Annotated in this window: 25 protein-coding genes; 16 read left to right on the top strand and 9 right to left on the bottom strand. The window is 64.8% G+C overall.

Features of this window, described 5'->3' with window-relative positions; translation table 11 throughout:
• Position 1: 1 nt before the first annotated feature.
• Genes rdgB through gshB form a run of 5 tightly spaced genes read left to right on the top strand, consistent with a single transcriptional unit; the run spans position 2 to position 3,981 of the window.
• Positions 2 to 607, top strand: a complete 606-nt coding sequence (rdgB, locus tag WCJ41_RS08200) for an RdgB/HAM1 family non-canonical purine NTP pyrophosphatase (RefSeq protein WP_336905362.1) — start codon at positions 2 to 4, stop codon at positions 605 to 607.
• Entirely contained in the window at positions 594 to 1,742 is a 1,149-nt protein-coding gene (hemW, locus tag WCJ41_RS08195; RefSeq protein ID WP_336905361.1) for a radical SAM family heme chaperone HemW, read from the top strand. Before rdgB ends, hemW begins: the two co-directional genes overlap by 14 nt.
• A 49-nt stretch (positions 1,743 to 1,791) precedes the next feature.
• Positions 1,792 to 2,688, top strand: a complete 897-nt coding sequence (gene rsmI, locus WCJ41_RS08190) for a 16S rRNA (cytidine(1402)-2'-O)-methyltransferase (RefSeq protein ID WP_336905360.1) — start codon at positions 1,792 to 1,794, stop codon at positions 2,686 to 2,688.
• Positions 2,678 to 3,043, top strand: a complete 366-nt coding sequence (locus WCJ41_RS08185; protein WP_336905359.1) for a YraN family protein — start codon at positions 2,678 to 2,680, stop codon at positions 3,041 to 3,043. Before rsmI ends, WCJ41_RS08185 begins: the two co-directional genes overlap by 11 nt.
• Positions 3,043 to 3,981 carry a glutathione synthase gene (gene gshB, locus WCJ41_RS08180; RefSeq protein WP_336905358.1) on the top strand — a complete coding sequence of 313 codons (939 nt, stop codon included), beginning with the start codon at positions 3,043 to 3,045 and terminating at the stop codon, positions 3,979 to 3,981. Before WCJ41_RS08185 ends, gshB begins: the two co-directional genes overlap by 1 nt.
• Before the next feature lies 1 nt (position 3,982).
• On the opposite strand, the gene WCJ41_RS08175 is transcribed toward gshB, so the two are convergent.
• A complete protein-coding gene (locus WCJ41_RS08175) occupies positions 3,983 to 4,660 on the bottom strand; it encodes a haloacid dehalogenase type II (RefSeq protein ID WP_336905357.1) in 678 nt (225 codons plus the stop codon).
• A gap of 59 nt (positions 4,661 to 4,719) precedes the next feature.
• Here WCJ41_RS08175 and nthA point away from each other — a divergent pair, with 59 nt between their 5' ends.
• Genes nthA through WCJ41_RS08155 form a run of 4 tightly spaced genes read left to right on the top strand, consistent with a single transcriptional unit; the run spans position 4,720 to position 6,950 of the window.
• Positions 4,720 to 5,337: a nitrile hydratase subunit alpha gene (nthA, locus tag WCJ41_RS08170; RefSeq protein WP_336905356.1), complete on the top strand. Its 618-nt coding sequence runs from the start codon at positions 4,720 to 4,722 to the stop codon at positions 5,335 to 5,337.
• Positions 5,334 to 5,990 carry a nitrile hydratase subunit beta gene (gene nthB / locus WCJ41_RS08165; protein ID WP_336905355.1) on the top strand — a complete coding sequence of 219 codons (657 nt, stop codon included), beginning with the start codon at positions 5,334 to 5,336 and terminating at the stop codon, positions 5,988 to 5,990. The genes nthA and nthB (WCJ41_RS08165) overlap by 4 nt, the downstream gene beginning before the upstream one ends.
• The gene (gene nthB / locus WCJ41_RS08160) at positions 5,987 to 6,637 is read left to right on the top strand and encodes a nitrile hydratase subunit beta (RefSeq protein ID WP_336905354.1); all 651 of its coding nucleotides are present in this window, start codon (positions 5,987 to 5,989) and stop codon (positions 6,635 to 6,637) included. Before nthB (WCJ41_RS08165) ends, nthB (WCJ41_RS08160) begins: the two co-directional genes overlap by 4 nt.
• Positions 6,600 to 6,950 (top strand): nitrile hydratase accessory protein, encoded by a 351-nt coding sequence (locus WCJ41_RS08155; protein ID WP_336905353.1) that lies wholly within the window; start codon positions 6,600 to 6,602, stop codon positions 6,948 to 6,950. Before nthB (WCJ41_RS08160) ends, WCJ41_RS08155 begins: the two co-directional genes overlap by 38 nt.
• Here the strand turns inward: WCJ41_RS08155 and WCJ41_RS08150 are convergent.
• Positions 6,937 to 7,710: a cytochrome c biogenesis protein CcdA gene (locus WCJ41_RS08150; RefSeq protein ID WP_336905352.1), complete on the bottom strand. Its 774-nt coding sequence runs from the start codon at positions 7,708 to 7,710 to the stop codon at positions 6,937 to 6,939. The two genes, WCJ41_RS08155 and WCJ41_RS08150, sit on opposite strands and share 14 nt — an antisense overlap.
• A gap of 130 nt (positions 7,711 to 7,840) precedes the next feature.
• Here WCJ41_RS08150 and WCJ41_RS08145 point away from each other — a divergent pair, with 130 nt between their 5' ends.
• The 4 genes from WCJ41_RS08145 to WCJ41_RS08130 all read left to right on the top strand — a co-directional run bounded on the left by WCJ41_RS08145 (position 7,841) and on the right by WCJ41_RS08130 (position 11,103).
• Positions 7,841 to 8,776, top strand: a complete 936-nt coding sequence (locus WCJ41_RS08145; RefSeq protein WP_336905351.1) for a zinc ABC transporter substrate-binding protein — start codon at positions 7,841 to 7,843, stop codon at positions 8,774 to 8,776.
• A 61-nt stretch (positions 8,777 to 8,837) separates the two neighbouring features.
• Positions 8,838 to 9,506, top strand: coding sequence for a DUF1007 family protein (locus WCJ41_RS08140; protein ID WP_336905350.1), 669 nt, complete (start codon positions 8,838 to 8,840; stop codon positions 9,504 to 9,506).
• A complete protein-coding gene (locus tag WCJ41_RS08135) occupies positions 9,494 to 10,612 on the top strand; it encodes a nickel/cobalt transporter (protein WP_336905349.1) in 1,119 nt (372 codons plus the stop codon). Before WCJ41_RS08140 ends, WCJ41_RS08135 begins: the two co-directional genes overlap by 13 nt.
• A gap of 5 nt (positions 10,613 to 10,617) precedes the next feature.
• Positions 10,618 to 11,103, top strand: a complete 486-nt coding sequence (locus WCJ41_RS08130; RefSeq protein WP_336905348.1) for a TspO/MBR family protein — start codon at positions 10,618 to 10,620, stop codon at positions 11,101 to 11,103.
• On the opposite strand, the gene WCJ41_RS08125 is transcribed toward WCJ41_RS08130, so the two are convergent.
• From WCJ41_RS08125 to WCJ41_RS08110, 4 genes are all read right to left on the bottom strand, one after another.
• Positions 11,104 to 14,340 (bottom strand): error-prone DNA polymerase, encoded by a 3,237-nt coding sequence (locus WCJ41_RS08125; protein WP_336905347.1) that lies wholly within the window; start codon positions 14,338 to 14,340, stop codon positions 11,104 to 11,106.
• Entirely contained in the window at positions 14,337 to 15,839 is a 1,503-nt protein-coding gene (locus WCJ41_RS08120; RefSeq protein ID WP_336905346.1) for a DNA polymerase Y family protein, read from the bottom strand. Before WCJ41_RS08120 ends, WCJ41_RS08125 begins: the two co-directional genes overlap by 4 nt.
• Positions 15,724 to 16,620, bottom strand: a complete 897-nt coding sequence (locus WCJ41_RS08115; RefSeq protein ID WP_336905345.1) for a hypothetical protein — start codon at positions 16,618 to 16,620, stop codon at positions 15,724 to 15,726. The genes WCJ41_RS08120 and WCJ41_RS08115 overlap by 116 nt, the downstream gene beginning before the upstream one ends.
• A 100-nt stretch (positions 16,621 to 16,720) precedes the next feature.
• Positions 16,721 to 17,737 (bottom strand): NADP-dependent oxidoreductase, encoded by a 1,017-nt coding sequence (locus WCJ41_RS08110; protein WP_336905344.1) that lies wholly within the window; start codon positions 17,735 to 17,737, stop codon positions 16,721 to 16,723.
• A gap of 72 nt (positions 17,738 to 17,809) precedes the next feature.
• Between WCJ41_RS08110 and WCJ41_RS08105 the strand changes: the two genes are divergently transcribed.
• The gene (locus WCJ41_RS08105; RefSeq protein WP_336905343.1) at positions 17,810 to 18,247 is read left to right on the top strand and encodes a copper chaperone PCu(A)C; all 438 of its coding nucleotides are present in this window, start codon (positions 17,810 to 17,812) and stop codon (positions 18,245 to 18,247) included.
• A gap of 5 nt (positions 18,248 to 18,252) precedes the next feature.
• On the opposite strand, the gene WCJ41_RS08100 is transcribed toward WCJ41_RS08105, so the two are convergent.
• From WCJ41_RS08100 to WCJ41_RS08090, 3 genes are read right to left on the bottom strand one after another with little or no spacing between them, the layout of a single operon-like run.
• Positions 18,253 to 19,413 carry an iron-containing alcohol dehydrogenase gene (locus WCJ41_RS08100; protein WP_336905342.1) on the bottom strand — a complete coding sequence of 387 codons (1,161 nt, stop codon included), beginning with the start codon at positions 19,411 to 19,413 and terminating at the stop codon, positions 18,253 to 18,255.
• A gap of 27 nt (positions 19,414 to 19,440) precedes the next feature.
• Positions 19,441 to 20,814 carry a glutamine synthetase family protein gene (locus WCJ41_RS08095; protein ID WP_336905341.1) on the bottom strand — a complete coding sequence of 458 codons (1,374 nt, stop codon included), beginning with the start codon at positions 20,812 to 20,814 and terminating at the stop codon, positions 19,441 to 19,443.
• A 21-nt stretch (positions 20,815 to 20,835) separates the two neighbouring features.
• Positions 20,836 to 21,585 (bottom strand): N-formylglutamate amidohydrolase, encoded by a 750-nt coding sequence (locus WCJ41_RS08090; RefSeq protein WP_336905340.1) that lies wholly within the window; start codon positions 21,583 to 21,585, stop codon positions 20,836 to 20,838.
• 96 nt (positions 21,586 to 21,681) lie between these two features.
• Here WCJ41_RS08090 and WCJ41_RS08085 point away from each other — a divergent pair, with 96 nt between their 5' ends.
• Together WCJ41_RS08085 and betA are read left to right on the top strand one after the other, a co-directional pair.
• Positions 21,682 to 22,548: a MurR/RpiR family transcriptional regulator gene (locus tag WCJ41_RS08085; protein WP_336905339.1), complete on the top strand. Its 867-nt coding sequence runs from the start codon at positions 21,682 to 21,684 to the stop codon at positions 22,546 to 22,548.
• Positions 22,545 to 24,203, top strand: a complete 1,659-nt coding sequence (betA, locus tag WCJ41_RS08080) for a choline dehydrogenase (RefSeq protein WP_336905338.1) — start codon at positions 22,545 to 22,547, stop codon at positions 24,201 to 24,203. The genes WCJ41_RS08085 and betA overlap by 4 nt, the downstream gene beginning before the upstream one ends.
• Positions 24,204 to 24,356: the final 153 nt, after the last annotated feature.

Genomic DNA, 24,356 nt, shown 5'->3' with positions numbered 1-24,356 from the left:
GATGCGTACGCTCCGCGATGCGAAGATCGTCATCGCCACCCACAACAAGGGCAAGCTCGAGGAATTCGCCGCGCTGCTGAAGCCCTATGGGGTGGAAGCGGTGAGCGCGGGCGCCCTCGGGCTGCCCGAGCCCGTGGAAACGGAAAACACCTTCGCCGGCAATGCCCGCATCAAGGCGCTCTCTGCCATGACCGCGAGCGGGCTGATTGCGGTGTCGGATGATTCAGGCCTTTGCGTGGAAGCCTTGGGCGGCGAGCCCGGCGTCTATACCGCCGACTGGGCCGGACCCGACCGTGACTGGAATCGCGCCATGCGGCTGGTGGAAGAAAAGCTGCAGGCCAAGGGTGCGACGACGCCCGACAAGCGCCGCGCCTACTTCTCCTGCACGCTGTGCGTCATCTGGCCGGACGGCGAGGAGCGCATCTACGAGGGCCGCGCGCAAGGCACGCTTGCCTGGCCACCGCGCGGCCAGCTCGGCCACGGCTACGATCCGATGTTCGTGCCGGATGGCGAAACGCGCACCTTCGCGGAACTTAGCCCCGAAGAAAAGAACCGCATTTCGCACCGCGCGAAAGCCTTGGAAAAGCTGGTCCGTGACCTCTTCTGACGCCTTCGGCATTTATGTCCACTGGCCCTTCTGCAAGGCCAAGTGTCCCTATTGCGACTTCAACAGCCATGTGCGCCACGAGGGTGTGGACGCGCGCTCCTTCGCGAAGGCTCTCGGGACCGAGCTCACGTGGTTCGCTGCGCGCACGCCGGGCCGCACCGTCACCTCCATCTTCTTCGGCGGCGGCACGCCCTCCTTGATGCCGCCGGAAGCGGTGGGCCACGTGCTCGAGACCATTGCCTCGCTGTGGAGCATGTCACCCGATGTCGAGATCACGCTCGAAGCCAACCCGACTTCCATCGAAGCCGAGAATTTTCGCGGCTACCGCGCAGCGGGCGTCAACCGCGTGTCGGTCGGCGTGCAGGCGCTGAACGACGAGGACCTGAAGGCGCTGGGCCGCCAGCATTCATCCGAAGAAGCAATCGCCGCCTTTCGCCTTGCCGCGAAAATCTTCCCGCGTGTTTCCTTCGACATGATCTATGCGAGGCCCAAACAGACACCGGAACAGTGGCGCGCCGAACTCACCCGTGCGCTGGCCGAGCAGCAGGGCCACATGTCGCTCTACCAGCTCACGATCGAGCCCGGCACGGCATATTTCGATCTTTATGAGCGCGGGCGGCTGGTGACGCCCACAGACGACCGCGCCGCCGACCTCTATGACCTCACGCAGGAGCTCACCGAGAAGGCCGGGCTCCCGACCTATGAAATCTCGAACCACGCGCGGCCCGGCCAGGAATCGCGGCACAATTTGCTCTACTGGCGCTATGGCGAATATGCCGGCGTCGGCCCCGGCGCACACAGCAGGCTGGCCGATGGCGATAACCGCCGCGCGCTGATCGCCGAGCGCCACCCGGAAACCTGGCGTGACCTGGTGCGAACACAGGGCCACGGGATCGTTTCCGATACGGTCGTGCCGCCGGTGGACCAGGCCAGCGAATATCTGCTGATGGGCATGCGCATCGCAGAGGGCATCGACATGGACCGTTACGCAGCACTGGCAGGCCGCGAGATCGATTCCTCGAAACTCGCGGGCATGAAATCGATGGGCCTCATCAAGCGCAACGGCCCGCAGCTGATGGCCACTGCTGACGGCCGCAAGCTGCTCAATGCGGTGATTGCGGAACTGGCTTCGTAACATTACGTTGCCGGGATGGCGCCAAATCTGGGCGTGAAGGGTGGCTGACTTGAACGACGACCATCGCAGCTACATCATCGGCGCCCATCGCTTCGAGGCGGAGCCGCTGGCGCCGGGGCTCTATGTGGTGGCGACCCCCATCGGCAATCTGGGTGACATGACGATCCGCGCGCTCGCAACGCTGGCCGCCGCCGAGACGGTGCTGTGCGAGGATACGCGCACGTCGGCCAAGCTGATGGAGCGCTTCGCCATCAAGGCAAAGCTGTGGTCCTACCACGAGCACAATGCCCAGAAGGTGCGGCCCGAGATCCTGGCACGCCTGCAGCAGGGCGCCACCATCGCGCTCATCTCGGACGCGGGCATGCCGCTGATCTCCGACCCAGGTTATCGGCTGGTGAAGGAAGCTGTGGAACTCGGCATTCCCGTCACGGCCTGCCCCGGCCCCTCGGCCGTGCTCACCGGACTGGCCCTGTCGGGCCTGCCCACCGACCGCTTCCTCTTCGCCGGTTTCGTGCCGCAGAAGCAAGGCGAGCGCAAAAAGCTGTTTGCGGAATTCGCGAAGCTGAAGGCAACGCTGATCTTCTTCGAAAGCCCGCATCGCATCATCGAAACGTTGCACGATCTCGCCACTGCACTCCCCGGCCGCCATATTGCCGTCACGCGCGAGCTGACAAAGCTGCACGAGGAGGTGCTGCGCGGCGCGGCCGCTGAGATCGCCACACAACTGGAAGCGCGGCCATCCGTGAAGGGCGAGATCACCTTGCTTGTCGGACCGCCAGAGGGCGAGGAAGAGGTGTCCGAAACCGAACTCGAGAACGCCATCACCAATGCCCTCGCCGAGATGCCCGCCAGCAAGGCGGCCTCCGAACTGGCCAAGCGCTTCAACCTCAATCGCTCCGACGTCTATCAACGCATCCTCTCCCGCCGGGAAGGCGATGGCGAATGATCGGAAGAAATCCGAGGCAGCAGGCCGCAGCGCAGAGCTGATCGCGCTGTGGGCGCTGCGGCTGAAGGGCTGGCGTCTGCTGGCACGGCGCTACAAGACGCATGTGGGCGAGGTGGACCTCATCATGCGGCGCGGCGAGGTGACCGCCTTCATCGAGGTGAAGGCGCGAAAGAACCTCGATCGCGCGGTGGAATCCGTCACTCCGCGGCAGGCCCGGCGCATCGCCGCCGCGGCACGCCAGTTCATGGCGGAGGACCGCAGGGCAGCACTGCAGGCCTGCCGTTTTGACATCGTCGCGGTGAGCCCCTACCACTGGCCGCAGCATATCGAGAACGCATTCGAGGGAGACGGCTGATGGCTCTGAAGGTGGCAGTGCAGATGGACCCGATCGAGTCCATCAACATCGCGGGCGATTCAACCTTCGCCATGATGCTGGAGGCGCAGCGGCGCGGGCACAGGCTGTTCTACTACCAGACCAGGACGCTGGCCCTGGGCGGCGGCTCGCTGTCTGGCACCGGCAATGACATCACCGTGCGCGACGAGAAGGGCAACCACTATACGCTGGGCGAAGAGCGCCGCTGCGACTTGGGCAGGCAAGACGTGGTGCTGATGCGCCAGGACCCGCCCTTCGACATGGGCTATATCACCGCCACCCACATGCTGGAAACGATCCACCCCAAGACGCTGGTGGTGAACGACCCCAAGGAAGTGCGCAACGCGCCGGAGAAGCTCTTCGTCCTCAACTATCCGCAGTTCATGCCCGAGACGCTGATCACGCGTGACCCGGTGGAGTTGGCCGCCTTCCGCCGCCAGCACGGCGACATCATCCTGAAGCCGCTTTACGGCAATGGCGGCGCGGGCGTGTTCCGGCTGGGCGAGGGCGACCAGAATTTCTCCTCCCTGCTCGAACTCTTCACGCAGATGTTCAACGAGCCCTTCATTGCGCAGAAATATCTGCCTGACGTGCGCAAGGGCGACAAGCGCATCATCCTCGTCGACGGCAAGGCGGCGGGCGCCATCAACCGTGTGCCGGCACTGAACGAGAACCGCTCCAACATGCATGTGGGCGGCAAGGCTGAACCTACAGATATGACGAAGCGCGAACACGAGATCTGCGAGGCACTGGGACCGGACCTCAAGGCACGCGGCCTGATCTTCGTCGGCATCGACGTGATCGGCGACTACCTGACGGAGATCAACGTCACCTCGCCCACCGGCATCCGCGAAGTGAAGAAATTCGGCGGGGCAGACATCGCGGCGCTGATCTGGGATGCGATCGAGGCGCGGCGGTAGTTCAGACGATCCCCGCCAGCTCGCTCAAATCCTTCACCAGCGCTGCCGGTTTCCCCGGCAGCCGGTCATCCTTCCAGCCGAAGCGGTCCACCCGCACCACCTGGAAGCCGAATTGCGCGGCGCCGTGGCTGTCCCACGTATTCGAGGTGACGAAGCAGATCGATGGCGCCTCGTGGATCTGCAATTTCTGCATGGCATGGCGATAGACGCGGCGGGACGGCTTGTAGATGCCGACATCCTCGACCGACAGCACCATGTTGAACAGCTTGTCGAACCCGGCGTGGCGCACTGCGGCATCGAGCATCGAAGGGCTGCCGTTGGAGAGGATCGCAGTCAGCTTGCCCTTGGCCTTCACCGCGGCGAGCGCATCCGCGACCTCCGGATAGGCGTCAAGCTTCAAATAGAGGGCAAGGAGCTCATCACGCAGGCCCGGCTCGCTGACGTTGAACTGCTCCAGCGCATAATCCAGCGCATCGCCCGTCACGTGCCAGAAATCGGCGTGCACACCCATCAGGCTGCGCAACCAGCTGTATTCGAGCTGCTTCTGCCGCCACAGCTTCGAGATGTCCTCGGCATGGGGGCCGATCTCGCCGGCGAGCTTTGCCACGGGGCTCGCAACGTCGAACAGCGTGCCATAGGCGTCAAACACGCAGGCCCTGACCCCTGAGAGTTTCTCCATGCCGCTTCCTCTTCCCCGATCCGCCCACTATGATGATCGCAAAGACCGAGGCCGACAACATGCCACATGACGGACACCACCACGATCACGACCACGAAGGCTCCGAGCTTTCGCCGCTGGCGCTGCGGGTGAAGGCACTGGAATCGCTTCTCGTCGAGAAGGGCTACGTCGACCCCAAGGCGCTCGACGTGCTGATCGACACCTATGAAACCAAGATCGGCCCGCGCAACGGGGCCCGCGTCGTGGCGAAAGCCTGGACGGATCCTGGTTTCGCTGACTGGCTGAAGCGCGATGCCACTGCTGCCATTGCGTCCCTCGGCTACACTGGCCGCCAGGGCGAGCACATGGTGGCGCTGTTCAACACGCCTGAGACCCACAACATGGTCGTCTGCACGCTGTGCTCCTGCTACCCGTGGCCGGTGCTGGGGCTGCCGCCCGTCTGGTACAAGTCCATGCCCTATCGCTCCCGCGCGGTGATCGAACCGCGCGAGGTGCTGAAGGAATTCGACGTGAGCGTGCCCGACGCGCGCGAGGTGCGCGTCTGGGATTCGACCGCCGAGATCCGCTATCTCGTTATCCCTGAACGGCCCGCCGGCACCGAGGGCTGGAGCGAGGAGCAACTCGCCGGGATCGTCACCCGCAACGCCATGATCGGTACCGGCATCGTGACGGCATGAACGGCCCGCACGACATGGGCGGCTTCACCGGCTTCGGCCCGGTGCTGCATGAGGACGACGAGCCGGTCTGGCATGACGGCTGGGAGCCGCGCGCCTTCGCGCTGGTGCTGGCCATGGGCATGACGGGCTCATGGAACATCGATGAAGCCCGCCACGCCCGCGAGCGGCTGCCCGCGATGCAGTACTGGCATTCCAGCTATTACGAGATGCGGCACTCTGCGATGATCCTGCAGCTGATCGAGCTGGGGCTCGTCAATGCGATGGAAGAAGAGCAGGGCCACATGGCCGTGCCCGCGAAGCCGGTGAAGCGCGTGGCGAAGGCGGACATGATTCCGGCCATCCTCGCCTCCGGTGGGCCGGCGAGCCGGCCGAGCAACCGGCCACAGGGCTTTGCCATTGGCACCAAGGTCCGTGTACGGACTTTCAATCCGTCCGGCCACACGCGGCTGCCACGCTATGCGCGCGGCAAGGCGGGCGAGATCGTGGCGGTGCATGGCACGCATGTCTTCCCCGATTCCAATGCGCATGGATCTGGCGAAGATCCGCAATGGCTCTACAGCGTGCGATTCACGGCGCAGGACCTGTGGGGCAAGGACACGAATGATGCCGTCTGCATCGACCTGTGGGAATCCTATCTGGAGGCAACCGCGTGAACGGTGCGCATGACTGCGGCGGCATGATGGGCTTCGGCCCGGTGGTGGCGAAGGTGAATGAGCCCGTCTTCCACGCACCGTGGGAGGCGCGGATGTTCGCGCTGATGTCTGCCGTGGGCGACATCGGCGGCTGGACTCTGGACGACGACCGCGCCGCCTGCGAGGCGATGGAGCCCGGCCACTACATCACGTCCAGCTATTACGAGCACTGGTTGAGCGGACTCGAACGGCTGCTGCAGAAGCACGGCCTCGCGACGGCGGAGGAAATCGCCTCCGGCACCGCAGCAATCCATGGAAAGCCTGTGACGCCAACTGCTGCTGAGGTCGTGTGGTCTGCCGTCACCGCGCCCGGCAGCTATGAACGCAAGGCAGATGAGATACCATTGTTCAAGCTGGGTGACGTGGTGCGCACGCGGCACCTGAACCCCGTTCATCACACCCGCCTGCCGCGTTACTTGCGCGGCCAGGTGGGCGAGATCGTCGCCTGCCACGGCGCGCATGTGTTTCCGGATTCCAATTCACGTGGCCTCGGTGAGGATCCGCGCCATCTCTACACCGTGCGTTTCAATGCCTCTGACGTCTGGGGCAACGCCGCGCGTGATGTTATCCATGCCGATCTGTGGGAGCCCTATCTTGAAGCTCGCTGAGTCCGAACGGCTGCCGAAGGATGCAGATGGCCCAGTCTTCGCCGAACCGTGGGAGGCGCAGGCCTTCGCCATGGCGGTGAAGCTCAACGAGGCAGGCGTCTTCGACTGGAGTGAATGGGCGGAGACGCTGGGTGCGGAGCTGAAGGCGCAGCCGCTGCGGCCCTATTACGAAAGCTGGCTCGCGGCGCTGGAACGGCTGGTACTGGCCAAGGGCGTGCTCACAGAGCAGGAGCGCCTCGCCCGCGTTGATGCCTGGGATCGGGCGGCGAAGGCAACGCCGCATGGGGCACCCATCGAACTCAACCGAGGTTGAGCAGGATCGGGAAGCGCTCGATCAGCCAGTAGGACACCGCCTGGACGCCACCGGTGATGAACATCAGGCCGGAGAGCACGAGCAGCGCACCGGCGATCTTCTCGACCAGACCCAGATGCTTCCGGAAGCCCGACATGAAGCCCATGAAGGTGCCGATGCCGGCCGCCGCCAGCAGGAAGGGAATGCCGAGGCCGAGCGAATAGACGGCGAGCAGCCCCGCCCCCTTCATCACGTCCTGCTCGCTCGCCGCGATGGTCAGGATGGTGCCGAGCACCGGGCCGATGCAGGGCGTCCAGCCGAAGGCGAAGGCCAAGCCTATCAGATAGGCACCCGCGAGGCCGCCAGGATGAGACTTGTGCTGGTAGCGCACCTCGCGCGAGATCCAGAACATCCGGAACAACCCGAGGAAATGCAGGCCCATGGCGATGATGATGAGGCCCGCCACCGTGGTGATCGGGTTGAAGGAGAAGCCGAAGAGCTCTACCTGGCGGCCGAGTTCGGTGCGCAGCAGGCTGCCCAGCCACGAGGCACTCGCCCCCAGCGCCACGAAGACGGTTGAGAAGCCGAGCACAAACATCAGGGCGGCCAGCATCACCTGCCGGCGCTCCTCCTTGGGCCGCATCTTGTTGTCCACCAGATCCTCCAGCGAGGTGCCGGTGATGAAACAGAGATAGGGCGGCACCAGCGGCAACACGCAGGGGCTCAAAAAGCTGATGGTGCCGGCGAAGAGCGCGGCACCCACGGACACATCAAGGCTCATGGCCTTCCTCTGACAGACCCGCGCCCGAAGCGCAATTCACCGCAGGGCCGCAGGCGATCACCTGTGCGTCACGCTTGACACGGGCCTCCATCCAGATATGTTATATTATAACATTACATCGGAGTTCCCCATGCGTCAGCTGTCAGCACTGCTCGCCGCCGCCCTGTTGTCAGCCAGCCCCGCACTGGCCGCCCCCAAGGTCGTGGCCTCGGTGGTGCCGGTCCAGTCCATCGTCGCCGCGGTGATGGGTGACAGGGGTGCACCCGAACTGCTGCTCAAGGGCAGCATGTCGGAGCACCGGGCGGTGTTCACCCCCACTCAGATCGCGACGCTCGGCGATGCCGATCTCGTGTTCATCGTGGGTCACGGGCTGGAGGCGAAGCTCGCGCAGCTGAGCGGCTCGGACGCCGTCAATGGCAAGACCTTCATCGAACTCTCCGAGGCGCCGGGTGTGGCGAAATTGCCCATCCGCCAAGGTGGTGCCTGGGAGCCTGACGCGGATGAGCATGACCACGCCGCCGAAGGCACGGCAGCCGAGGGTGCGCTGACCTTCGATCCCCACATCTGGCTTGATCCCGAGAATGCCAAGGCCATGGCGCGCGAGGTTGCCGCCGACCTCGCCAAGGCCGACCCCGGCAATGCCGCAGCCTATGCCGCCAATGCCCAGGCCTTCGCCGCGGAGATCGACAAGACCTCCGCCGCCATCGCCGCAGAGCTGGCCCCGGTGAAGGACAAGCCCTTCATCGTCTTCCACGACGCCTACCACTATTTCGAAAATCGCTTTGGCCTCACGGGGGTGGGATCGATCTCGGACGTTTCCGCCCAGGCGCCCTCGGCGGAGCGGCTGGCGCAGGTGCGGGACAAGATCATGAGCGCCAAGGCGGCCTGCGTGTTTCGCGAACCGCAGTTCGACGACAGGGTGGTGCAGACGGTGATCGAGGGCACCGGGGCCCGCGAAGGCGTGCTCGACCCGCTGGGCGCCGGCCTCACCCCCGGCCCCCAGGCCTATCCCCAGCTTCTGCGCAACCTTGCCGCAGCCCTGAAGGACTGCCTGTCCGGCACCTAGGCACTTCACGATTTTGCCGCATTGGCCCATCATTCCTCGCTCGAATCGGAAGGACGGTTTGATGCGAACACGCTACCGGGCAGCACTTCCCGCTCTGGGGCTTCTCTGCTGGGCCGCGGCAACGCCCGCGCAGGCCCACCCGCATGTTTGGGTCGAGATGCAGTCCGACGTGGTGTTCAACGACCAGGGGCTGATCTCGGCTGTCAACGTGTCCTGGACCTTCGACGACGCCTATGCGCAAGTGGCGCTTGAGGGCTTGGACAAGAACGGCGACGGTGTCTTCGACCCTTCGGAGCTTGAGCCGCTGACCCGCGAGAACCTCGACTCGCTGAAGGACTACAACTACTTCACCTACGTCCGCTATGGCGGCAAGCCGCAACCCATCGGCACACCCGTCGATGCCGGCCAGGTTTTTGCCGAGAACAAGCTTCAGCTTCACTTCCAGGTTCCACTGGTAACGCCGCTCGACCCCACCAAGGGCGAGTTCGTGCTGAAGACCTATGATCCGGAATTCTTCATCGCCTTCGATTACGCGAAGGAGGAACCTGTATCCGTCATCGGCAACATGCCGAAGACTTGCGGGCTGGTGGTCAAGCCGGTGCCGACGGACGCGGAACTCGCACAGACCAAGGCCATGCTGGCCACCAAGGGTACCGACTGGAAGCCATCGGAGGAGGAGGACTTCGGGTCGCTCTTCGCCCAGCCGGTGACCATCTCATGCAAGGCATGATGCGGGCGCTGCTGGGCCTCATGGCCCTGCTCTTCGTGTCACTCATGACTGCCCCGCAGGTGATGGCGCAGGCAGCGGATGGAGCGCAGCCCGAGGTGACGATCAAGCGCAGCCAGCTGCTCGTGCCGCCCAAGAACGCCGATGGCACCGTCAAGGTCACACCCTTCACCGAAGATCCGGTGATGTGGGCGCGCGACGAGCAGCAAAATTTCTATGGCCGGATGTCCGCGACGCTGAAGGCCATGCGCGGCCCCAATGCTTTTGCCGCCGGCTGGACGCTGATGCTGCTGAGCTTCGCCTACGGCATCTTCCATGCTGCGGGCCCGGGCCACGGCAAGGCGGTGATCTCCACCTGGCTGCTCGCAACGGAGAGCGAGTTGAAGCGCGGCGTGCTGATCTCCTTCATGAGTGCCATCATCCAGGCCTTGACCGCCATCGTGCTGGTGAGCGTTCTCTTCCTCGCGGTCGCCAGCGTCGGCGCCACCGCGCGTGACGTGGCGGGCGTTCTCGAAAGCGCCAGCTATGCCCTGATCGGACTCCTTGGCCTTTACCTGATCTGGACTGCGATGCGCCTGCTGGTGGCGCGGCGTGCAGTTGCCACCCCCGCACTGGCCCCCGCGGGCATCACCACACGCCAGTCCACAGGACTCTCTGATTTTGCCAGCTTCGCGCCGATGAAGAATGCAGACGTTGCCGCTGATCATGTGCATGGGCCCGATTGCGACTGCGGCCACGCACACCTGCCGGACGCCAAGGACCTCGCGGGTGACTTCTCCTTCGCCAAGGCCTTCTCGCTCGCCTTTGCGGTGGGAATCCGGCCCTGCACAGGGGCGATCCTCGTGCTGGTCTTCGCCAATGGGCTGGGCCTCTATTGGGAGGGCATTGCCTCCACCTTTGCCATGGCGCTCGGCACCTTCATCACCGTGTCGGCGATCGCCGCCATCGCCGTCTATGGCAAGAAGCTGGCCGCCCGTCTGATGCGCGGACAGACCGGCCTGCTCGACTGGGCGGGGATTGGCTTGCGCCTGGCGGGCGGACTTGTCATAGCCTTCCTTGGAACGATCCTGTTCCTCGGCTCGTTGGGCTCCACCAACGCGATGATGTGAGTGCCATGCAGACTGCTGCCATTCCCCGCCACCATTGGCTCGTGCTGGCGGGCCTCATTCTCCTCTGCCTTGCCGTGGGCTCGATCGGCGGCTTCGCCACGCAGAATTCCATCGACACATGGTACAGCACGCTGAACAAGCCGAGCTGGAACCCGCCAAACTGGGTCTTCGCGCCGGTGTGGACGCTGCTCTACATCATGATGGGCATCGCTGCCTGGCTGGTCTGGCGCACCAAGGACCGCATCGGCCCCGCCATGCTGCTGTTCTTCGCACAGCTCGGCTTCAACCTGCTGTGGACGCTCGTGTTCTTTGGCCTCCGCTCACCCGGCTGGGCGCTGGTCGAGGTCGTCTTCCTGGTCGGCTCGGTGCTGCTCACCATGCTGGCCTTCTTCGGACGGCAGGCGACGGCGGGCTGGCTCTTCGTGCCCTATCTCGCCTGGGTGAGCTTTGCCGCCATCCTCAATCTGGCGATCTGGTGGCTGAATTCCTGATCAGTGAAAGTCCCGGCTCTTCGGGATCACCCGCACCTGCCGCGGATGCCGCGCCGGGGGCTGCTGCTGGTCCGGATCCGGCCCCGGCCTTGCCACCTCGTCGGCGCGGGCCAGCGGGTTCCTGATCAGCGTTCCCTCCTCCGTCAGCAGCGCCAGCCAGCTCGAATGATCCTCGATGGTGCTTGCCACCACATGGACGATGTCGCCCGTTCGCTGCACGCGCCCCTTGATGAGCATGAGGCGCGCGCCCATCACTACGGCGCGGTGGGTTTCCAGCACCTGCGGCCAGATTACCGCGTTCAACACCGAGAACTCGTCCTCGAGCGTGAGGAAGACCACGCCCTTGGCCGAGCCCGGCCGCTGCCGCACCAGCACCACACCCGCGACCGTGACGGCAGCACCATTCCTCAGCGTCTTGAGCTTCGCCGTGTCCGTCACCTTGCGCTCGGTGCAGAGCTTCCGGAGGAACTGCATGGGGTGCGCCTTCAAGGACAGCTTCAGCGTCTGGTAATCATTCACCACATGCTCGGAGAGCGGCATGTCGGGAAGCGACACATGCGCCTCCTCCCCCTGCTCGCGCGTGTCGGCGAAGGCAAAAAGCGGCAGTGCCCTGGACTTGGCCAGCGCCTTCACCTCCCACAGCGCCGCGCGCCGGTCGAGGCCGAGCGAGCGAAAGCAATCGGCGGCGGCCAGCTTCTCGAGCCCCGCCACCGGCACGCCGAAGCCATGGAGATCGGCAATGGTGAGCGGCTTCTTCTGTGAACGGTACTGCAGCAGCAAGGCGGCATCGGCCGCCTTGAGGCCATCGACCTCGCGCAGGCCCAGTCGGATCGCTGCACGCTCACCCCGTGATGGCGCTTCGAGGATCGAGTCCCAGCGTGAGAAGCCGACGTCAACGGCCTTGACCTCCACCCCATGCTCGCGCGCATCGCGCACGATCTGGGCGGGGGCATAGAAGCCCATGGGCTGGGAATTCAAGAGCGAGGCCGCGAAGACCTCCGGATAGTGATGCTTGAGCCATGACGAGACATAGACGAGGTGCGCGAAGCTCGCGGCATGGCTTTCGGGAAAGCCATATTCGCCGAATCCCTTGATCTGGTTGAAGCAGCGCGCGGCAAACGCCGCGTCATAGCCGCGCTCCACCATGCGGCTCACCATCTTCTGCTCAAGGCGCCCGATGGTGCCGCGGCGGCGGAAGGTGGCCATGGCCTTGCGCAACTCATTGAGTTCGCCCGCGGTGAATTCGGCGGCGACCATCGCAAGCTTCATCGCCTGTTCCTGGAACAGCGGCACGCCCTTGGTGCGGCCGAGCACTTGGCGCAACTCGTCAGGCGGCCCGAAATCCGGATGCGGCGCGGGATAATCCTCCGGCTCCAGCCCATCACGCCGCCGCAAATAAGGATGCACCATGTCGCCCTGGATGGGGCCGGGCCTGACGATCGCCACCTCGATGACGAGATCATAAAAGCACTGCGGCTTGAGGCGCGGCAGCATGTTCATCTGCGCCCGGCTCTCCACCTGAAACACACCGACGGAGTCTGCCTTGCACAGCATGTCATAGACCGCCTTGTCCTCGCGCGGCAGCGTGGCGAGGGAATATTTGAGGCCGTACCAGCCTTCCATCATCTCGAAGCTCTTCTGGATGCAGGTGAGCATGCCCAGCGCCAGAACGTCGATCTTGAGGATGCCCAGCGTGTCGATGTCGTCCTTGTCCCATTCGATGAAGGTGCGATCCTCCATCGCGCCATTGCCGATGGGCACCGTCTCGTCGAGCCTGCCCTTGGTGAGGATGAAGCCGCCCACATGCTGCGAGAGATGGCGCGGGAAGCCCTGGATATCATCGGCGAGCTCGATCACCTTGGCGAGCAGCGGATCATCGGGGTCGAGGCCCGCTTCCTGAAGCCTGCCATTGTGCATCTCCTCGCGCATCTGGCCCCAGACGATGCCGGCGAGCGTCGCCGTCACATCTTCCGACAGCCCCATCACCTTGCCCACCTCGCGCATGGCGGAGCGGCCGCGATAGGTGATCACCGTGGCCGCAAGCCCTGCCCGCTCGCGGCCATAGCGGGCATAGATATACTGGATCACCTGTTCGCGTCGCTCATGCTCGAAGTCGACGTCGATGTCAGGCGGCTCCTTCCGCTCTTCCGAGATGAAGCGCTCGAACAGGAGTTCGATCTGGTTGGGGTCGACCGCCGTGATTCCGATGACGTAGCAGACAGTGGAATTGGCGGCCGACCCCCGACCCTGGCACAAGATCGGGGGATCTTGTGTTCGGGCGAACTGCACGATGTCGTGGACGGTGAGGAAATAGGGCGCGTAGTTGAGCCTCTCGATGAGGGTGAGCTCTTTGGCGATGTTCTCCTTCACCTTCTGCGGAATGCCACCCGGATAACGCTCCTTGGCGCCCTCCCATGCGAGATGCGTCAAGTGCGCCTGCGGGGTGGAGCCCTGCGGGATCGGCTCTTCCGGATATTCGTACTTGAGCTCCTCCAGCGAGAAGCGGCAGGCCTTGGCAATGGCCAGCGTGTTGGCAATGGCGGAAGGGTGGTCGCGGAACAGGCGGGCCATTTCGTCAGGCGTCTTGATATGGCGCTCGGCATTGGCCTCCAGCAGGTAACCGGCTTCCGCGATGGTGACACCCTCGCGGATCGCCGTCACCACGTCCTGCAGCACGCGGCGGGACGAATGGTGATAGAGCACGTCATTGGTGGCCAAGAGCCCCGTCTGATGCTTCTGCGCCAACTCAGCAAGACAGTTGATGCGCTCCTTGTCGTTGCCGCGATAGTGATGGCTCACCGCCAGGTAGAGCGGCGCCTTGAGGCGCTGGCGGATGCCCGAGAGGTGATCGACCCCGTCCGCCAGCAGCGCGAAGATCATGCCCGGCGCATGGGCATAGACATCCTCCAGCGTGATGAGGCACTGGCCCTTTTGCGCCCGGCGCTGGCCCATGCTGAGAAGCCGGCACAGCGCGCCATAGGCCTGGCGGTTCGTCGGGTAGGCGAGAAGCGAAATGCCGGGTTCGGTCAGGTCCAGCCTTGCGCCCACGATGAAGGGCAGCTCCGCATCCTTCGCCGCCGCATGCGCCCGCACCACGCCAGCGAGCGTGTTGCAGTCCGTCACCGCGATCGCCGCAACGCCCAGATGCTTCGCCTGCATGGCGATCTCTTCCGGGTGGGAGGCCCCGCGCAGGAAGGAGAAGTTGCTGGTGCACTGCAGCTCGGCATAATTCGTCATGCCGACAATCCGTGTACGTACCATTTCGGCTGCTCTTCGCCGGGTTCGCCATAAAGCCCCTCGCGGTAGAGCCAGTAGCGGCGGCCATGCTCGTCCTCGATCACGTAATAATCGCGCGGGCGCTCGCCGGCAGTGAGGCGCCACCATTCGGGTGCCACGCGTTCGGGCCCCTGCGCCTTGACCACACGTCTGGTCACGCGCCGCCAGGTGAGGCGCATGGGCGGACCATCGGGCACGGCAGCCACCACCTTGGCAGGTTCCGGCGCTTCGAAGATGAGGAGCGGCCGCGCCGTAGGTGCGGGACGGGAAGGCTTGGGCGGCAGAGTATGCGCCGAGGGCCGCGGCATCTCGGCGCGTTCGGGGATATGGCTTGCAACGTCCTCCAGCGCCACGAACTGCTGCTCGTGGCGGTTCAGCACGCGGTCGTTCAGCTGTTCCAGCGCCAGCGTGCTGTCATCCTCGAGAAAGCCATGCTGCTGCACGAGGGCCGCTGCCGTCTCGCGCGCCTCCAGCGTCATGGCGTCGATGCCGAAGCCCGCATCAACCGTTTCGAGCTTCGGCTTCAGCACGCGCAGCATGTGCCTGGGGTCATGGGCCGCCACCGAAAAGCCCGCGGGAAGGTTGGCGCGCGAGCCATCGACGCGGAACAGCTTGAGGATCAGCCGCAAGGCACCCTTGCCGGCCTTTTCGAGATCGCGGCAGAGCTGGTTGACCAGTCCCTCAAGAACGATTTCCAACCCTTCGGCATGAATGACCGGCTCCATCAGCGCGCGATGCGCCATGAAGGAGGTGGGCGGGTTCAGCGGGTTCAGCGGCTCGTCCCGCACCCCCATCATCTCGTCGAGACGGATCAGCACATTCTCGCCGATAGTCTCGCCACGGAAGCGGCGGGCCAGCGAGGCGCGCGGAATGGCGAGCAGCGATCCTACCGTCTTGAGGCCGAGCCGCCGCAGCGTCTTTGCAGCGGTGCCGTCGATGCGCAGGGCCTCGACGGGCAGCGACTGGATGTCCTTTGCCTCGTAGCGGGCAAGCGCCCATGCCGCACCCAGCGTGGCACCCTGCCCGATCCTGACGCTGAAGCCATATTGCGCCAGCCGCTGGCGCATCTCTGCCATCATGCGCTGTTCGCCGCCGAAGAGGTGGGGAACGCCGGTCACGTCCAGCAGGATGCCGTCGGGTGCATCGGGCGCCACCCAGGGGCTGTAACGCTCCATCCAGCGGCACAGGCCGAGCAGGCTGTTCATGTCGTCCTCCGGCTCATGCGGCTCGGTCAGGAGCTCCGGCAACTGCGCGCGCGCGTCCGCCAGCCGCATGCCGCGCATCAACCCGAAGCTGCGCGCCGTGGCATTGACCGCGATGAGGCGCAGGCCGGACTTGCCGCTTTCAACCAGTGCGAAGGGCAGGCCCTTGGCGGGCGGTTTCCGGCCCGTCTTGATCCGTGCCCGGATGAATCGCTCGACGGGAAAATCCGGTAACCAGAGAGAAACGAGACTGCGCATGATGCCATTCCAAAGTCCAGGCGCCGGGGCGGCCGCCCCGGGCGCGGGTGAGTTCGATGTTCCAGCAGGGTGCCCCCGGCGCCGCCGCATCATGGGCGGGGCTCGACGAGGGCACGGCCGCCGCCGTCCAGCGCGTGTGGCTGGCGGTGGCCGAAGCATCCGGCTTGGCGAAGGTGAGGATCGCCGCGCATTTGCCCGCAGCCGCCGCCAGCGACAGGCGCCTGGTGGTGGTGAGATCCGCATGCGCGGCTTCTGCATCGCCCAGCACGGCGGCGACGGCACCGGACTTCAACGCCTCCTCCATCGTCCACAACAGGCTCGCGGGCTTCTTCAGCGTGATGGTGACGAAGCGGTGGCGCGGCAGGCCGAGGCGTTCAAGGCCGTGGCCATAGAGCCTTCCGTGCTCACGCTCATGGCTGCTCAAGCGGCACCACAGCAGCGGGCGGCGTTCGCCGGCATCGCTCAGCCGCCGGAGCGCCAGGGCCAGCGCGAAGCCCATGGCCGCCGGCTGATCGCCATAGGCGCGGGGGCTCACGTCATGAAGGCCTGCGCGCTGCAGCCCTTGCGCCGGCAAATGGCGGTCGAGTTCGGCAAGCCCCGTCAGCCAGGGCTGGGCCCGGCTTTTCTGCCGCTCGAACTGGGCGTGCCCCTGCTCCAGCCGCGCGATGTGGGCGCGCAGCGTGGCGAGCAGCCGGGCGGACTCTCCACCCGGGCGAAAAGGCGTGACGGCAGCGCAAGCGTCTCCGCTCCGCGCAGCCTGATGTGCCGGTCCAATACGCATGACAACAACATGATCCAGAATGTTCCTATTTTGTTCCACATGGCGTGAACAGAGTCAAGCGGAACGGAATCGCAGGCTGGCGTGGGGCTTTCCGAAAGCTTCAGGGCCGGATGAGCAGCTTGCCGAAATTGCGCCCCTGCAGCAGGCCGATGAAGGCGGGAACCGTGTTGTCGATCCCCTCCACCACGTCCTCGCGGTATTTGACCTCGCCCGAGGCCACCCAGCCGCCCATGTCGCGCAGGAAATCCTCACGCTGGGCCGCGAAATCGGACACGATGAAGCCCTGGATGCGCAGCCGCTTCACCAGCACGCTGCGCAGCGCCACGGAAGAGCCCGCTCCGCCGCCCTCGACGCCGTTGTACTGCGCAATCAGGCCGCACACCGGCACGCGCGCAAAATTGTTGAGCAAGGGCCGCACGAGGTCCCACACTTGGCCACCGACATTCTCGAAATAGATGTCGATGCCACTGGGGCACGCCGCCTTCAGCTGATCGCCAAAATCGCCTGCACGGTGGTCGAGCGCCACGTCGAAGCCCAGTTCCTCGCGGATGTAGCGTGTCTTCTCCGGCCCGCCCGCGATGCCCACGACGCGGCAACCCTTGATCCGCCCGATCTGACCAACGGCAGCGCCCACCGCCCCGCTCGCCGCCGCCACCACCAGCGTCTCGCCAGGCTTCGGCGCGCCGATGTTGAGAAGCCCAGTATAGGCCGTCATGCCCGGCATGCCGAGAATGCCAAGGGCGGTCGACACCGGCGCCAGCGTCGGATCGATCTTGCGCAGGCCCTTGGCGCTGGCGCGCGGGTGGGTCTGCCAGCCGGTTCCGGCCAGCACGATGTCGCCCGGCTTGAACGTCGCGTCACGCGAGGCGAGCACCTCGCACACGCTGCCGCCTTCCATCACGCCGCCCGGCTCCAGCGCCTGCGCATAGGAGGGGCCCGCATCCATGCGGCCGCGCATGTAAGGGTCGAGCGAGAAGAACAGTGTCTTGAGCAGAACGCCGCCTTCCGGCGCCGCGCGCGGCTCCTCCACCTCTTCCATGCGGAAGTTGTCAGGCGCCGGCATGCCGGTGGGGCGCGAGGCCATCACGATCCGCCGGTTCAGGATTGTCTCTGCCATCGCCATCTCCCTTGCTGAAACGCGACTATATGTGCAGCATCGGCCAATGGCCACAGTGGTGCGGGGAAGACAATGCAGAGACGCGGCGTGATCATGGGCCTTGCCGCAGCTGCCGCCTGGCCCGCCGCAGCACGCGCCCATTCCTATCGGCTGGGCGATATCGCAATCGGTCATGCCTGGGCCCTGCCAGCGCAGGTCTCCCGCGAAGGCCAGGCTTTCGTGCCGCTGGTCAACAATGGGCAAACAGCAGATGAGCTGGTGGCGGCACGATCATCCGTCTGCGGAACAATCGAGTTGCGGCGGAACAACCGTTACGATGATCCGCCGCTCACTTCATTCCTGCTCGAACCCGGCAAGCCCTTGCCGATGAGGCCCACGGCACGGCATCTCCGGCTCATGGGGCTCGATGGGCCGCTTGTCCTCGACCAGCGCTTCACCATCATTCTGGATTTCCTGAATGCGGGCGAAACGGAGGTCGAGTTCCACGTCGAGAACGCGCCGGGCGACTGACGGCGTCAGAGATCGCCCGTCACGCACTTCCTGGCCAGCGCCTTGTACTGCTTTTCCGTGAACTGGATCGGGTTGCCACCGGCAGACGGGTCCTTGATGGCCATCGCCGCCACCTCGTTGAGGCGCTTGGTGTCGATGCCAATGTCCTTCAGCGCGTGGGGAATGCCGATCTCCTTGCGCAGCGCCAGGATCCACCTGAGGAAGCCGTTGAAGCCACCCTTGATGCCTAAGTAAGCAGCGGCGCGCACGATGTCCTTCTCGATCTTGCGGCGGTTGGCCTTCAGCACATAGGGCATGATGATGCCGTTGAGCAGGCCGTGGTGCGCGTCATAAAGGCCGCCGAACGGGTGGGCCAGCGCATGGATGCCGCCGAGGCCGCGCTGGAAGGCGGTCGCGCCCATGGCGGAGGCGACCAGCATGTTGCCGCGCGCATCGAGGTCCTTCGGCCTCTTCACGGCCTTGGCGAGATTGTCCTTCACCAGCCGCATGCCTTCAAGCGCAACGCCTGCCGACCAGGGGTGATAGAAGGGTGCGCAATAGGCTTCGAGGTTATGGGCCAGCGCATCCATGCCGGTGGCGGCGGTCAGCTTCGGCGGCAGGCCGACGGTGAGCTCAGGGTCGAGCAACGCCACCTTCGGCATCAGCTGCGGATGGAAGATGATCTTCTTTTCATGGGTGATCGGGTGGGTGACCACGCCGGCGCGGCCAACTTCCGAGCCCGTGCCGGCTGTCGTCGGCACGGCGATGATGGGCGAGATCAGCGAGGCGTCGGCCCTGGTCCACCAGTCACCGATGTCTTCCAGCTCGAACACCGAAATCTTCTGCGAATGCATCAGCGCGATCAGCTTGCCAACATCGAGGCCCGAGCCGCCGCCAAGCGCGACGACGCCGTCATGCTTGCCGTCCTTGAACACCTTGCAGCCGGCGAGCACGTTTTCCTCAACCGGGTTGGGGCGCACGTCGGCGAAGAGCGCGGCCTTGAGGCCCGCCTGCTTCAGGTCGGCCATGATCTCCGCCACCATCGGCATGGCGGCAAGGCCCTTGTCGGTCACGACCAGCGGCCGCTTGATGCCGTTGGCCTTGCAGAACTCCGCGAGTTCCTTGATGCGGCCCGCGCCATACTTGATGGCGGTCGGATAGTTGATGTTGCGATTCGGAATGGCCATGGCGTGTCTCCTGATGCCGTAAGTAACTTAGTATCTCTCAAACCCGCGCTTCAGCTCGAGATCGGTGACGCGGCGGTCGAATTCAAACTGTTCCCACTCGGCGGTGTGGACGTAATGGTCGACCACGTCATTGCCCATCACCTTGCGCAGGAAGTCCGACTCGTCAAGAAGCCTGGTCGCCTCGCGCAGCGTCTTGGGGATCTCGCGCAGTTTGCGCGAGGTGTCGTAGATATCGCCCGAGACCACCGGCTCCAGCTCCATCTTCTTCTCGATCCCGTCGAGGCCCGCCGCGATCAGCGCGGCGAAGGCGAGATAGGGGTTGAGGTCGGCGCCACCGATGCGGCACTCAACACGGATGGCCTTGGTCTCCGCCCCGCAGATGCGGAAGCCCGCCGTGCGATTGTCGAAGCTCCACACCGCGCGGGTGGGCGCGAAGGTGCCGGCCATGAAGCGCTTGTAGGAGTTGATATAGGGCGCGAGGAAATAGGTGATCTCGCCGGCATGGGCCAGCTGGCCCGCGAGATACTGCTTCATCAGCGGCGACATGCCGTGCTCGCCCTCCTTGTCCCGGAACAGCGGCTTGTCGTCGGTGGACCACAGCGACTGGTGGATGTGGGAGGAATTGCCCGCCATGCCATAGTCCCACTTTGCCATGAAGGAGACGGACTTGCCGACATTGTAGGCGATTTCCTTCGCACCATTCTTGATGATGGCATGGCGGTCCGCCATCTCGAGCGCTTCGGCATAGCGGACGTTGATCTCCTCCTGGCCCGGGCCCCATTCGCCCTTGGAGTTCTCGACCGGAATGCCCGCTCCTGCGAGGCCATTGCGCAGGGCGCGCATGTAGACCTCCTCCTTGGAGGTCTGCAGGATGTGATAGTCCTCGATGTAGTAACCCGCCGTCTTGAGGTTGCGATAACCCTTCTGGAAGGCCGTCTCGTAAGAATCATCGAACAGGAAGAACTCCAGCTCGGAGGCCATGTAGGCCTTCATCTTCATCGCCTCGAGGCGCTTCAGCTGCTTCTTGAGAATGCCGCGCGGGCTGTGCGGCACGTCTTCATGCGTGTGGTGGTCGAGCACGTCGCACAGCACCAGCGCCGTGCCGGGCAACCACGGCGTGCGGCGCAGCGTTGCCATGTCGGGCTTCAGCACGAAGTCGCCATAGCCCTTGTCCCAGCCCGTCGCCTTGTAGCCGGGCACCGGCTCCATCTCGATGTCGACGCCGAGTAGGTAGTTGCAGCCATGCGTCTCCTCATAGCCGCCGTCCACGAAGAACTTGGCGTGGAAGCGCTTGCCGATGAGGCGGCCCTGCAGGTCCACCATGGCGGCGACCACGGTATCGATCGTTCCGGCCTTCACCTCGGCCTTCAGCTGTTCGAGTATCAGCATGCCTTCGCTCATGGTCGTTCTCCCTCAATCATATTATTTCGTTGCAGCCTGGATCAGCGGCACGGACAGGCGCTGGGCCCATTCGTCCTGGCCGCGTTCGGTGGACACCAGGTCATTCCTGATTTCGATCATCGCGTGCTGCAGGCCACGGGTGAAGCCGTGCAGGTTCAGTGTGTGCAACACGCCGTCCTTCGGGCCATAGGGCTCGTTCAGTCGCGCATCGATGTTGGGGAAGCTCTTGATGAGCTTGGAGGACAACGTGGTGTCCCGGTCATGCAGGATGCCGAGTTCGACGCTTCGGGCCTTGCCCTTGTAGACAGGCGTGAAGGAATGGATCGAGACCACCAGCGACGTCTGGCCGCCCGCCGCGCGCTTGTCGAGCACCGCCGAGACGCCGTCATGGAAAGGCCGGTAGATTTCACGGGCTCGCGCCAGCCTGTCCTCGGCCGAGAGCTTCCTGTTGCCCGGAATGGCGGTGAGCTCGCTCATCTCCGGAATGGAGTCGGGCGATTCCGGCGGGCGGTTGCAGTCGTAGGCCAGCCGCGAATAGCGCTGCAGCAACAGCGGCGCATCCATCAGGCGCGACAGCAGGCGGCCCACCTTCTCCGCCCCGATGTCCCAGGCGATATGGCGGGTGAGTTCGGCCTCGGCCAAGCCCAGCGTGCCGAGCGTCTTGGGCATCACATTCGAGGCATGCTCGCAGATCAGAACGAAGGGCGAGCGGCCCTCCTCGTTCACGGCGACAAACGGGCCTTCCTCGCCCTGCTGGAGCAGCGCTCCCATTCACGAAAACTCCGGAAATTCGGTCAGTTGAAGCGATGATTTCAGATTGTATGAAGCCTGTCAAATTCGTTACAGTAGTCTAGCAGGGAGAAAACAATGCCGCCTCAGCGCGCTACCACGATTGCCGAAAGACTGCGCCTGATGTCTGCGGAGCTCACCGCCGCGGAGCGCAAGCTGATGGCCGCGCTCTTCGCCAACTATCCCATGGCGGGGCTGGGCTCGATCACCGATTTCGCGCGCGAGGCGGATGTTTCCACCCCCTCAGTGCTGCGCCTGGCCAAGAAGCTTGGCTTCTCCGGCTTTCCGGCCTTCCAGGACGATCTCCGCTCCGAACTCTCCGCCCAATTGCAGAATCCGATTTCCAAGCATGACCGCTGGGCGGCGGAAGCGCCGGAGACCCACATCCTCAACACCTTCGCCACGGCAGCCATGGCGAACCTCTCGGGCTCGCTCAAGTTGATGGACCATCGCGCCTTCGACGCCATCGTGGCGCTGCTGGCGGACCGCAAGCGCAAGGTCTTCGTGGCTGGCGGGCGGATCACCGGGGCATTGGCCGCCTATCTCGTCACCCACCTGCAAATGGCGCGGCCGGGGGTGAGCCTGATCTCCGCCACCCCCTCGGTCTGGCCGCAGCAGCTGATCGATACGGCCAAGAACGACGTGCTGCTGTTCTTCGATATCCGCCGCTATGACGCGCGCATGCTCGATCTTGCCGCTTCCGCCCGAGAGCGGGGTGCGCAGGTCGTGCTCATTACCGACCAGTGGATATCCCCAATCGCGAGACTTGCCGTGCATTCACTTCCGCTCCGCATCGAGGCCCCGTCGAGTTGGGACTCGAACATCGTGCCGCTGTTCCTGGCCGAGGCCCTGGTGGCCGCGACCGTCAACGCGTCATGGCGTGAAACCGAGGCCCGCATCGCGGAAATCGAGACGCTGTCCGAAAGCGGGCGGCGCGGCAAATGAGCGAAACCTTCGACTTCGTGATCGTGGGCGCAGGCTCGGCCGGCTGTGCCATGGCCTCTCGCCTGTCGGAAGACGGCAAGAACACCGTCTGCGTGCTCGAATTCGGCGGCAGTGACCGCGGCCCCTTCATCCAGATGCCGTCTGCCCTCTCCTACCCGATGAACATGAAGCTCTATAACTGGGGCTTCGAGTCAGACCCCGAGCCCGGCCTCGGCGGCCGCAGGCTTGCCACGCCGCGCGGCAAGGTGGTGGGGGGCTCTTCCTCGATCAACGGCATGGTCTATGTGCGTGGTCACGCCAAGGACTTCGACACTTGGGAGGAGATGGGCGCCAAAGGCTGGGGTTTCCGCCACGTGCTGCCCTATTTCAAGCGCCAGGAATCCTGCCCCGACGGCGAAGACGGCTGGCGCGGCACCAAGGGCCCCCTCTATGTGCGGCGCGGCCCGCGCGACAATCCGCTCTACCAGGCCTTCGTCGAGGCCGGGCGAGAGGCGGGCTACCCGGTGACGGACGACTACAACGGCCACCAGCAGGAGGGCTTCGGCCCGATGGAGATGACCATCCACAATGGTATCCGCTGGTCAGCCGCCAATGCCTATCTCAAGCCCGCGATGAAGCGCGGCAACGTGAAGCTCACCACCAAGGCCTTCGCGCACCGCGTCATCCTCGAAGGCAAGCGCGCCGTGGGCGTGGAATATGACGTGGGCGGCGAGAAGCGGCAGGTGAAGGCCCGGCGCGAGGTGATCATCGCCGCCTCCTCCATCAATTCGCCGAAACTCCTCCAGATGTCCGGCATCGGTGCGCCGGAGGTGCTGAAAGCCGCAGGCATCGACGTGGCGCATGCGCTGCCGGGCGTGGGCGAGAACTTGCACGACCATCTCGAGATCTATTTCCAGATCAAGTCCAAGGAGCCGGTGACGCTGTACTCCAAGCTCAACTGGTTTTCGAAGGGGCTGATTGGTGCTGAGTGGGTGTTCTTCAAGACAGGCCTCGGCGCCACCAACCATTTCGAATCCTGCGGCTTCATCCGCTCCGCCGCGGGTGTCGAGTATCCCGACATCCAGTATCACTTCCTGCCTGCCGCCATGCGCTACGACGGCAAGGCTGCTTTCGCCGGACACGGCTTCCAGGTGCATGTAGGCCCGATGCGGGCGAAGTCGCGCGGCTTCGTCCGTGTGCGGAGCAACAAGGCGCGCGAGGCGCCGCAGATCCTGTTCAACTACCTCACCCACCCGGACGACCTGCCCGAATGGCGCCGCGCCGTGAGGCTCACGCGCGAGCTGTTCCAGCAGCCCGCCATGCAGCGCTATGCGGCGGAAGAAATCCAGCCCGGCCCGAAGGTGAATTCGCACGCCGAGATTGACGCCTTCATCCGCGAGCATTGCGAAAGCGCCTATCACCCCTGCGGCACATGCAAGATGGGTGCGGTCGACGATCCGGCCGCGGTGGTGGACCCGGAGTGCCGGGTGATCGGCATCGAGGGCCTGCGCGTGGCGGATTCCTCCATCATGCCGCAGGTGACCAACGGCAACCTGAACGGCCCCACCATCATGATCGGCGAGAAGGCGAGCGACCACATCCTCGGCAAGCAGCCGCTGGCGCCGTCGAACCAGGAACCGTGGATCAACCCGGACTGGATGGTGAGCCAAAGATAGGGGGCTTCGACCCGCGCGCACTTTGTCTTCTCCCGCTGAAGCGGGAGAAGAAGGGCCCCGTTGCGGCACGCAACGGGGAGATGAGGGGAAGTCAAGGCGGATTGCGGCTCTCTTGACTTCCCCTCACCTACCCCAGCTTCGCTGGGGCCCCCT

The sequence above is a fragment of the Aestuariivirga sp. genome (genome assembly GCF_037139295.1).
In the GTDB taxonomy this organism is placed as follows: Bacteria; Pseudomonadota; Alphaproteobacteria; order Rhizobiales; family Aestuariivirgaceae; genus Aestuariivirga.
The sequence above is the reverse complement of the archived record's forward strand: the minus strand, read 5'-3'. Positions and strand labels throughout refer to the sequence as shown.

What these genes read in the sequence shown, in the direction of transcription:
- rdgB (WP_336905362.1), top strand. Translation starts at nt 2, where the DNA reads ATGCGTACGCTCCGCGATGCGAAGATCGTCATCGCCACCCACAACAAG.
- WCJ41_RS08185 (WP_336905359.1), top strand. Translation starts at nt 2,678, where the DNA reads ATGGCGAATGATCGGAAGAAATCCGAGGCAGCAGGCCGCAGCGCAGAG.
- gshB (WP_336905358.1), top strand. Translation starts at nt 3,043, where the DNA reads ATGGCTCTGAAGGTGGCAGTGCAGATGGACCCGATCGAGTCCATCAAC.
- WCJ41_RS08175 (WP_336905357.1), bottom strand. Translation starts at nt 4,660, where the DNA reads ATGGAGAAACTCTCAGGGGTCAGGGCCTGCGTGTTTGACGCCTATGGC.
- nthA (WP_336905356.1), top strand. Translation starts at nt 4,720, where the DNA reads ATGCCACATGACGGACACCACCACGATCACGACCACGAAGGCTCCGAG.
- nthB (WP_336905355.1), top strand. Translation starts at nt 5,334, where the DNA reads ATGAACGGCCCGCACGACATGGGCGGCTTCACCGGCTTCGGCCCGGTG.
- WCJ41_RS08155 (WP_336905353.1), top strand. Translation starts at nt 6,600, where the DNA reads ATGCCGATCTGTGGGAGCCCTATCTTGAAGCTCGCTGAGTCCGAACGG.
- WCJ41_RS08150 (WP_336905352.1), bottom strand. Translation starts at nt 7,710, where the DNA reads ATGAGCCTTGATGTGTCCGTGGGTGCCGCGCTCTTCGCCGGCACCATC.
- WCJ41_RS08145 (WP_336905351.1), top strand. Translation starts at nt 7,841, where the DNA reads ATGCGTCAGCTGTCAGCACTGCTCGCCGCCGCCCTGTTGTCAGCCAGC.
- WCJ41_RS08140 (WP_336905350.1), top strand. Translation starts at nt 8,838, where the DNA reads ATGCGAACACGCTACCGGGCAGCACTTCCCGCTCTGGGGCTTCTCTGC.
- WCJ41_RS08135 (WP_336905349.1), top strand. Translation starts at nt 9,494, where the DNA reads ATGCAAGGCATGATGCGGGCGCTGCTGGGCCTCATGGCCCTGCTCTTC.
- WCJ41_RS08130 (WP_336905348.1), top strand. Translation starts at nt 10,618, where the DNA reads ATGCAGACTGCTGCCATTCCCCGCCACCATTGGCTCGTGCTGGCGGGC.
- WCJ41_RS08125 (WP_336905347.1), bottom strand. Translation starts at nt 14,340, where the DNA reads ATGACGAATTATGCCGAGCTGCAGTGCACCAGCAACTTCTCCTTCCTG.
- WCJ41_RS08120 (WP_336905346.1), bottom strand. Translation starts at nt 15,839, where the DNA reads ATGCGCAGTCTCGTTTCTCTCTGGTTACCGGATTTTCCCGTCGAGCGA.
- WCJ41_RS08115 (WP_336905345.1), bottom strand. Translation starts at nt 16,620, where the DNA reads ATGCGTATTGGACCGGCACATCAGGCTGCGCGGAGCGGAGACGCTTGC.
- WCJ41_RS08110 (WP_336905344.1), bottom strand. Translation starts at nt 17,737, where the DNA reads ATGGCAGAGACAATCCTGAACCGGCGGATCGTGATGGCCTCGCGCCCC.
- WCJ41_RS08105 (WP_336905343.1), top strand. Translation starts at nt 17,810, where the DNA reads ATGCAGAGACGCGGCGTGATCATGGGCCTTGCCGCAGCTGCCGCCTGG.
- WCJ41_RS08100 (WP_336905342.1), bottom strand. Translation starts at nt 19,413, where the DNA reads ATGGCCATTCCGAATCGCAACATCAACTATCCGACCGCCATCAAGTAT.
- WCJ41_RS08095 (WP_336905341.1), bottom strand. Translation starts at nt 20,814, where the DNA reads ATGAGCGAAGGCATGCTGATACTCGAACAGCTGAAGGCCGAGGTGAAG.
- WCJ41_RS08090 (WP_336905340.1), bottom strand. Translation starts at nt 21,585, where the DNA reads ATGGGAGCGCTGCTCCAGCAGGGCGAGGAAGGCCCGTTTGTCGCCGTG.
- WCJ41_RS08085 (WP_336905339.1), top strand. Translation starts at nt 21,682, where the DNA reads ATGCCGCCTCAGCGCGCTACCACGATTGCCGAAAGACTGCGCCTGATG.
- betA (WP_336905338.1), top strand. Translation starts at nt 22,545, where the DNA reads ATGAGCGAAACCTTCGACTTCGTGATCGTGGGCGCAGGCTCGGCCGGC.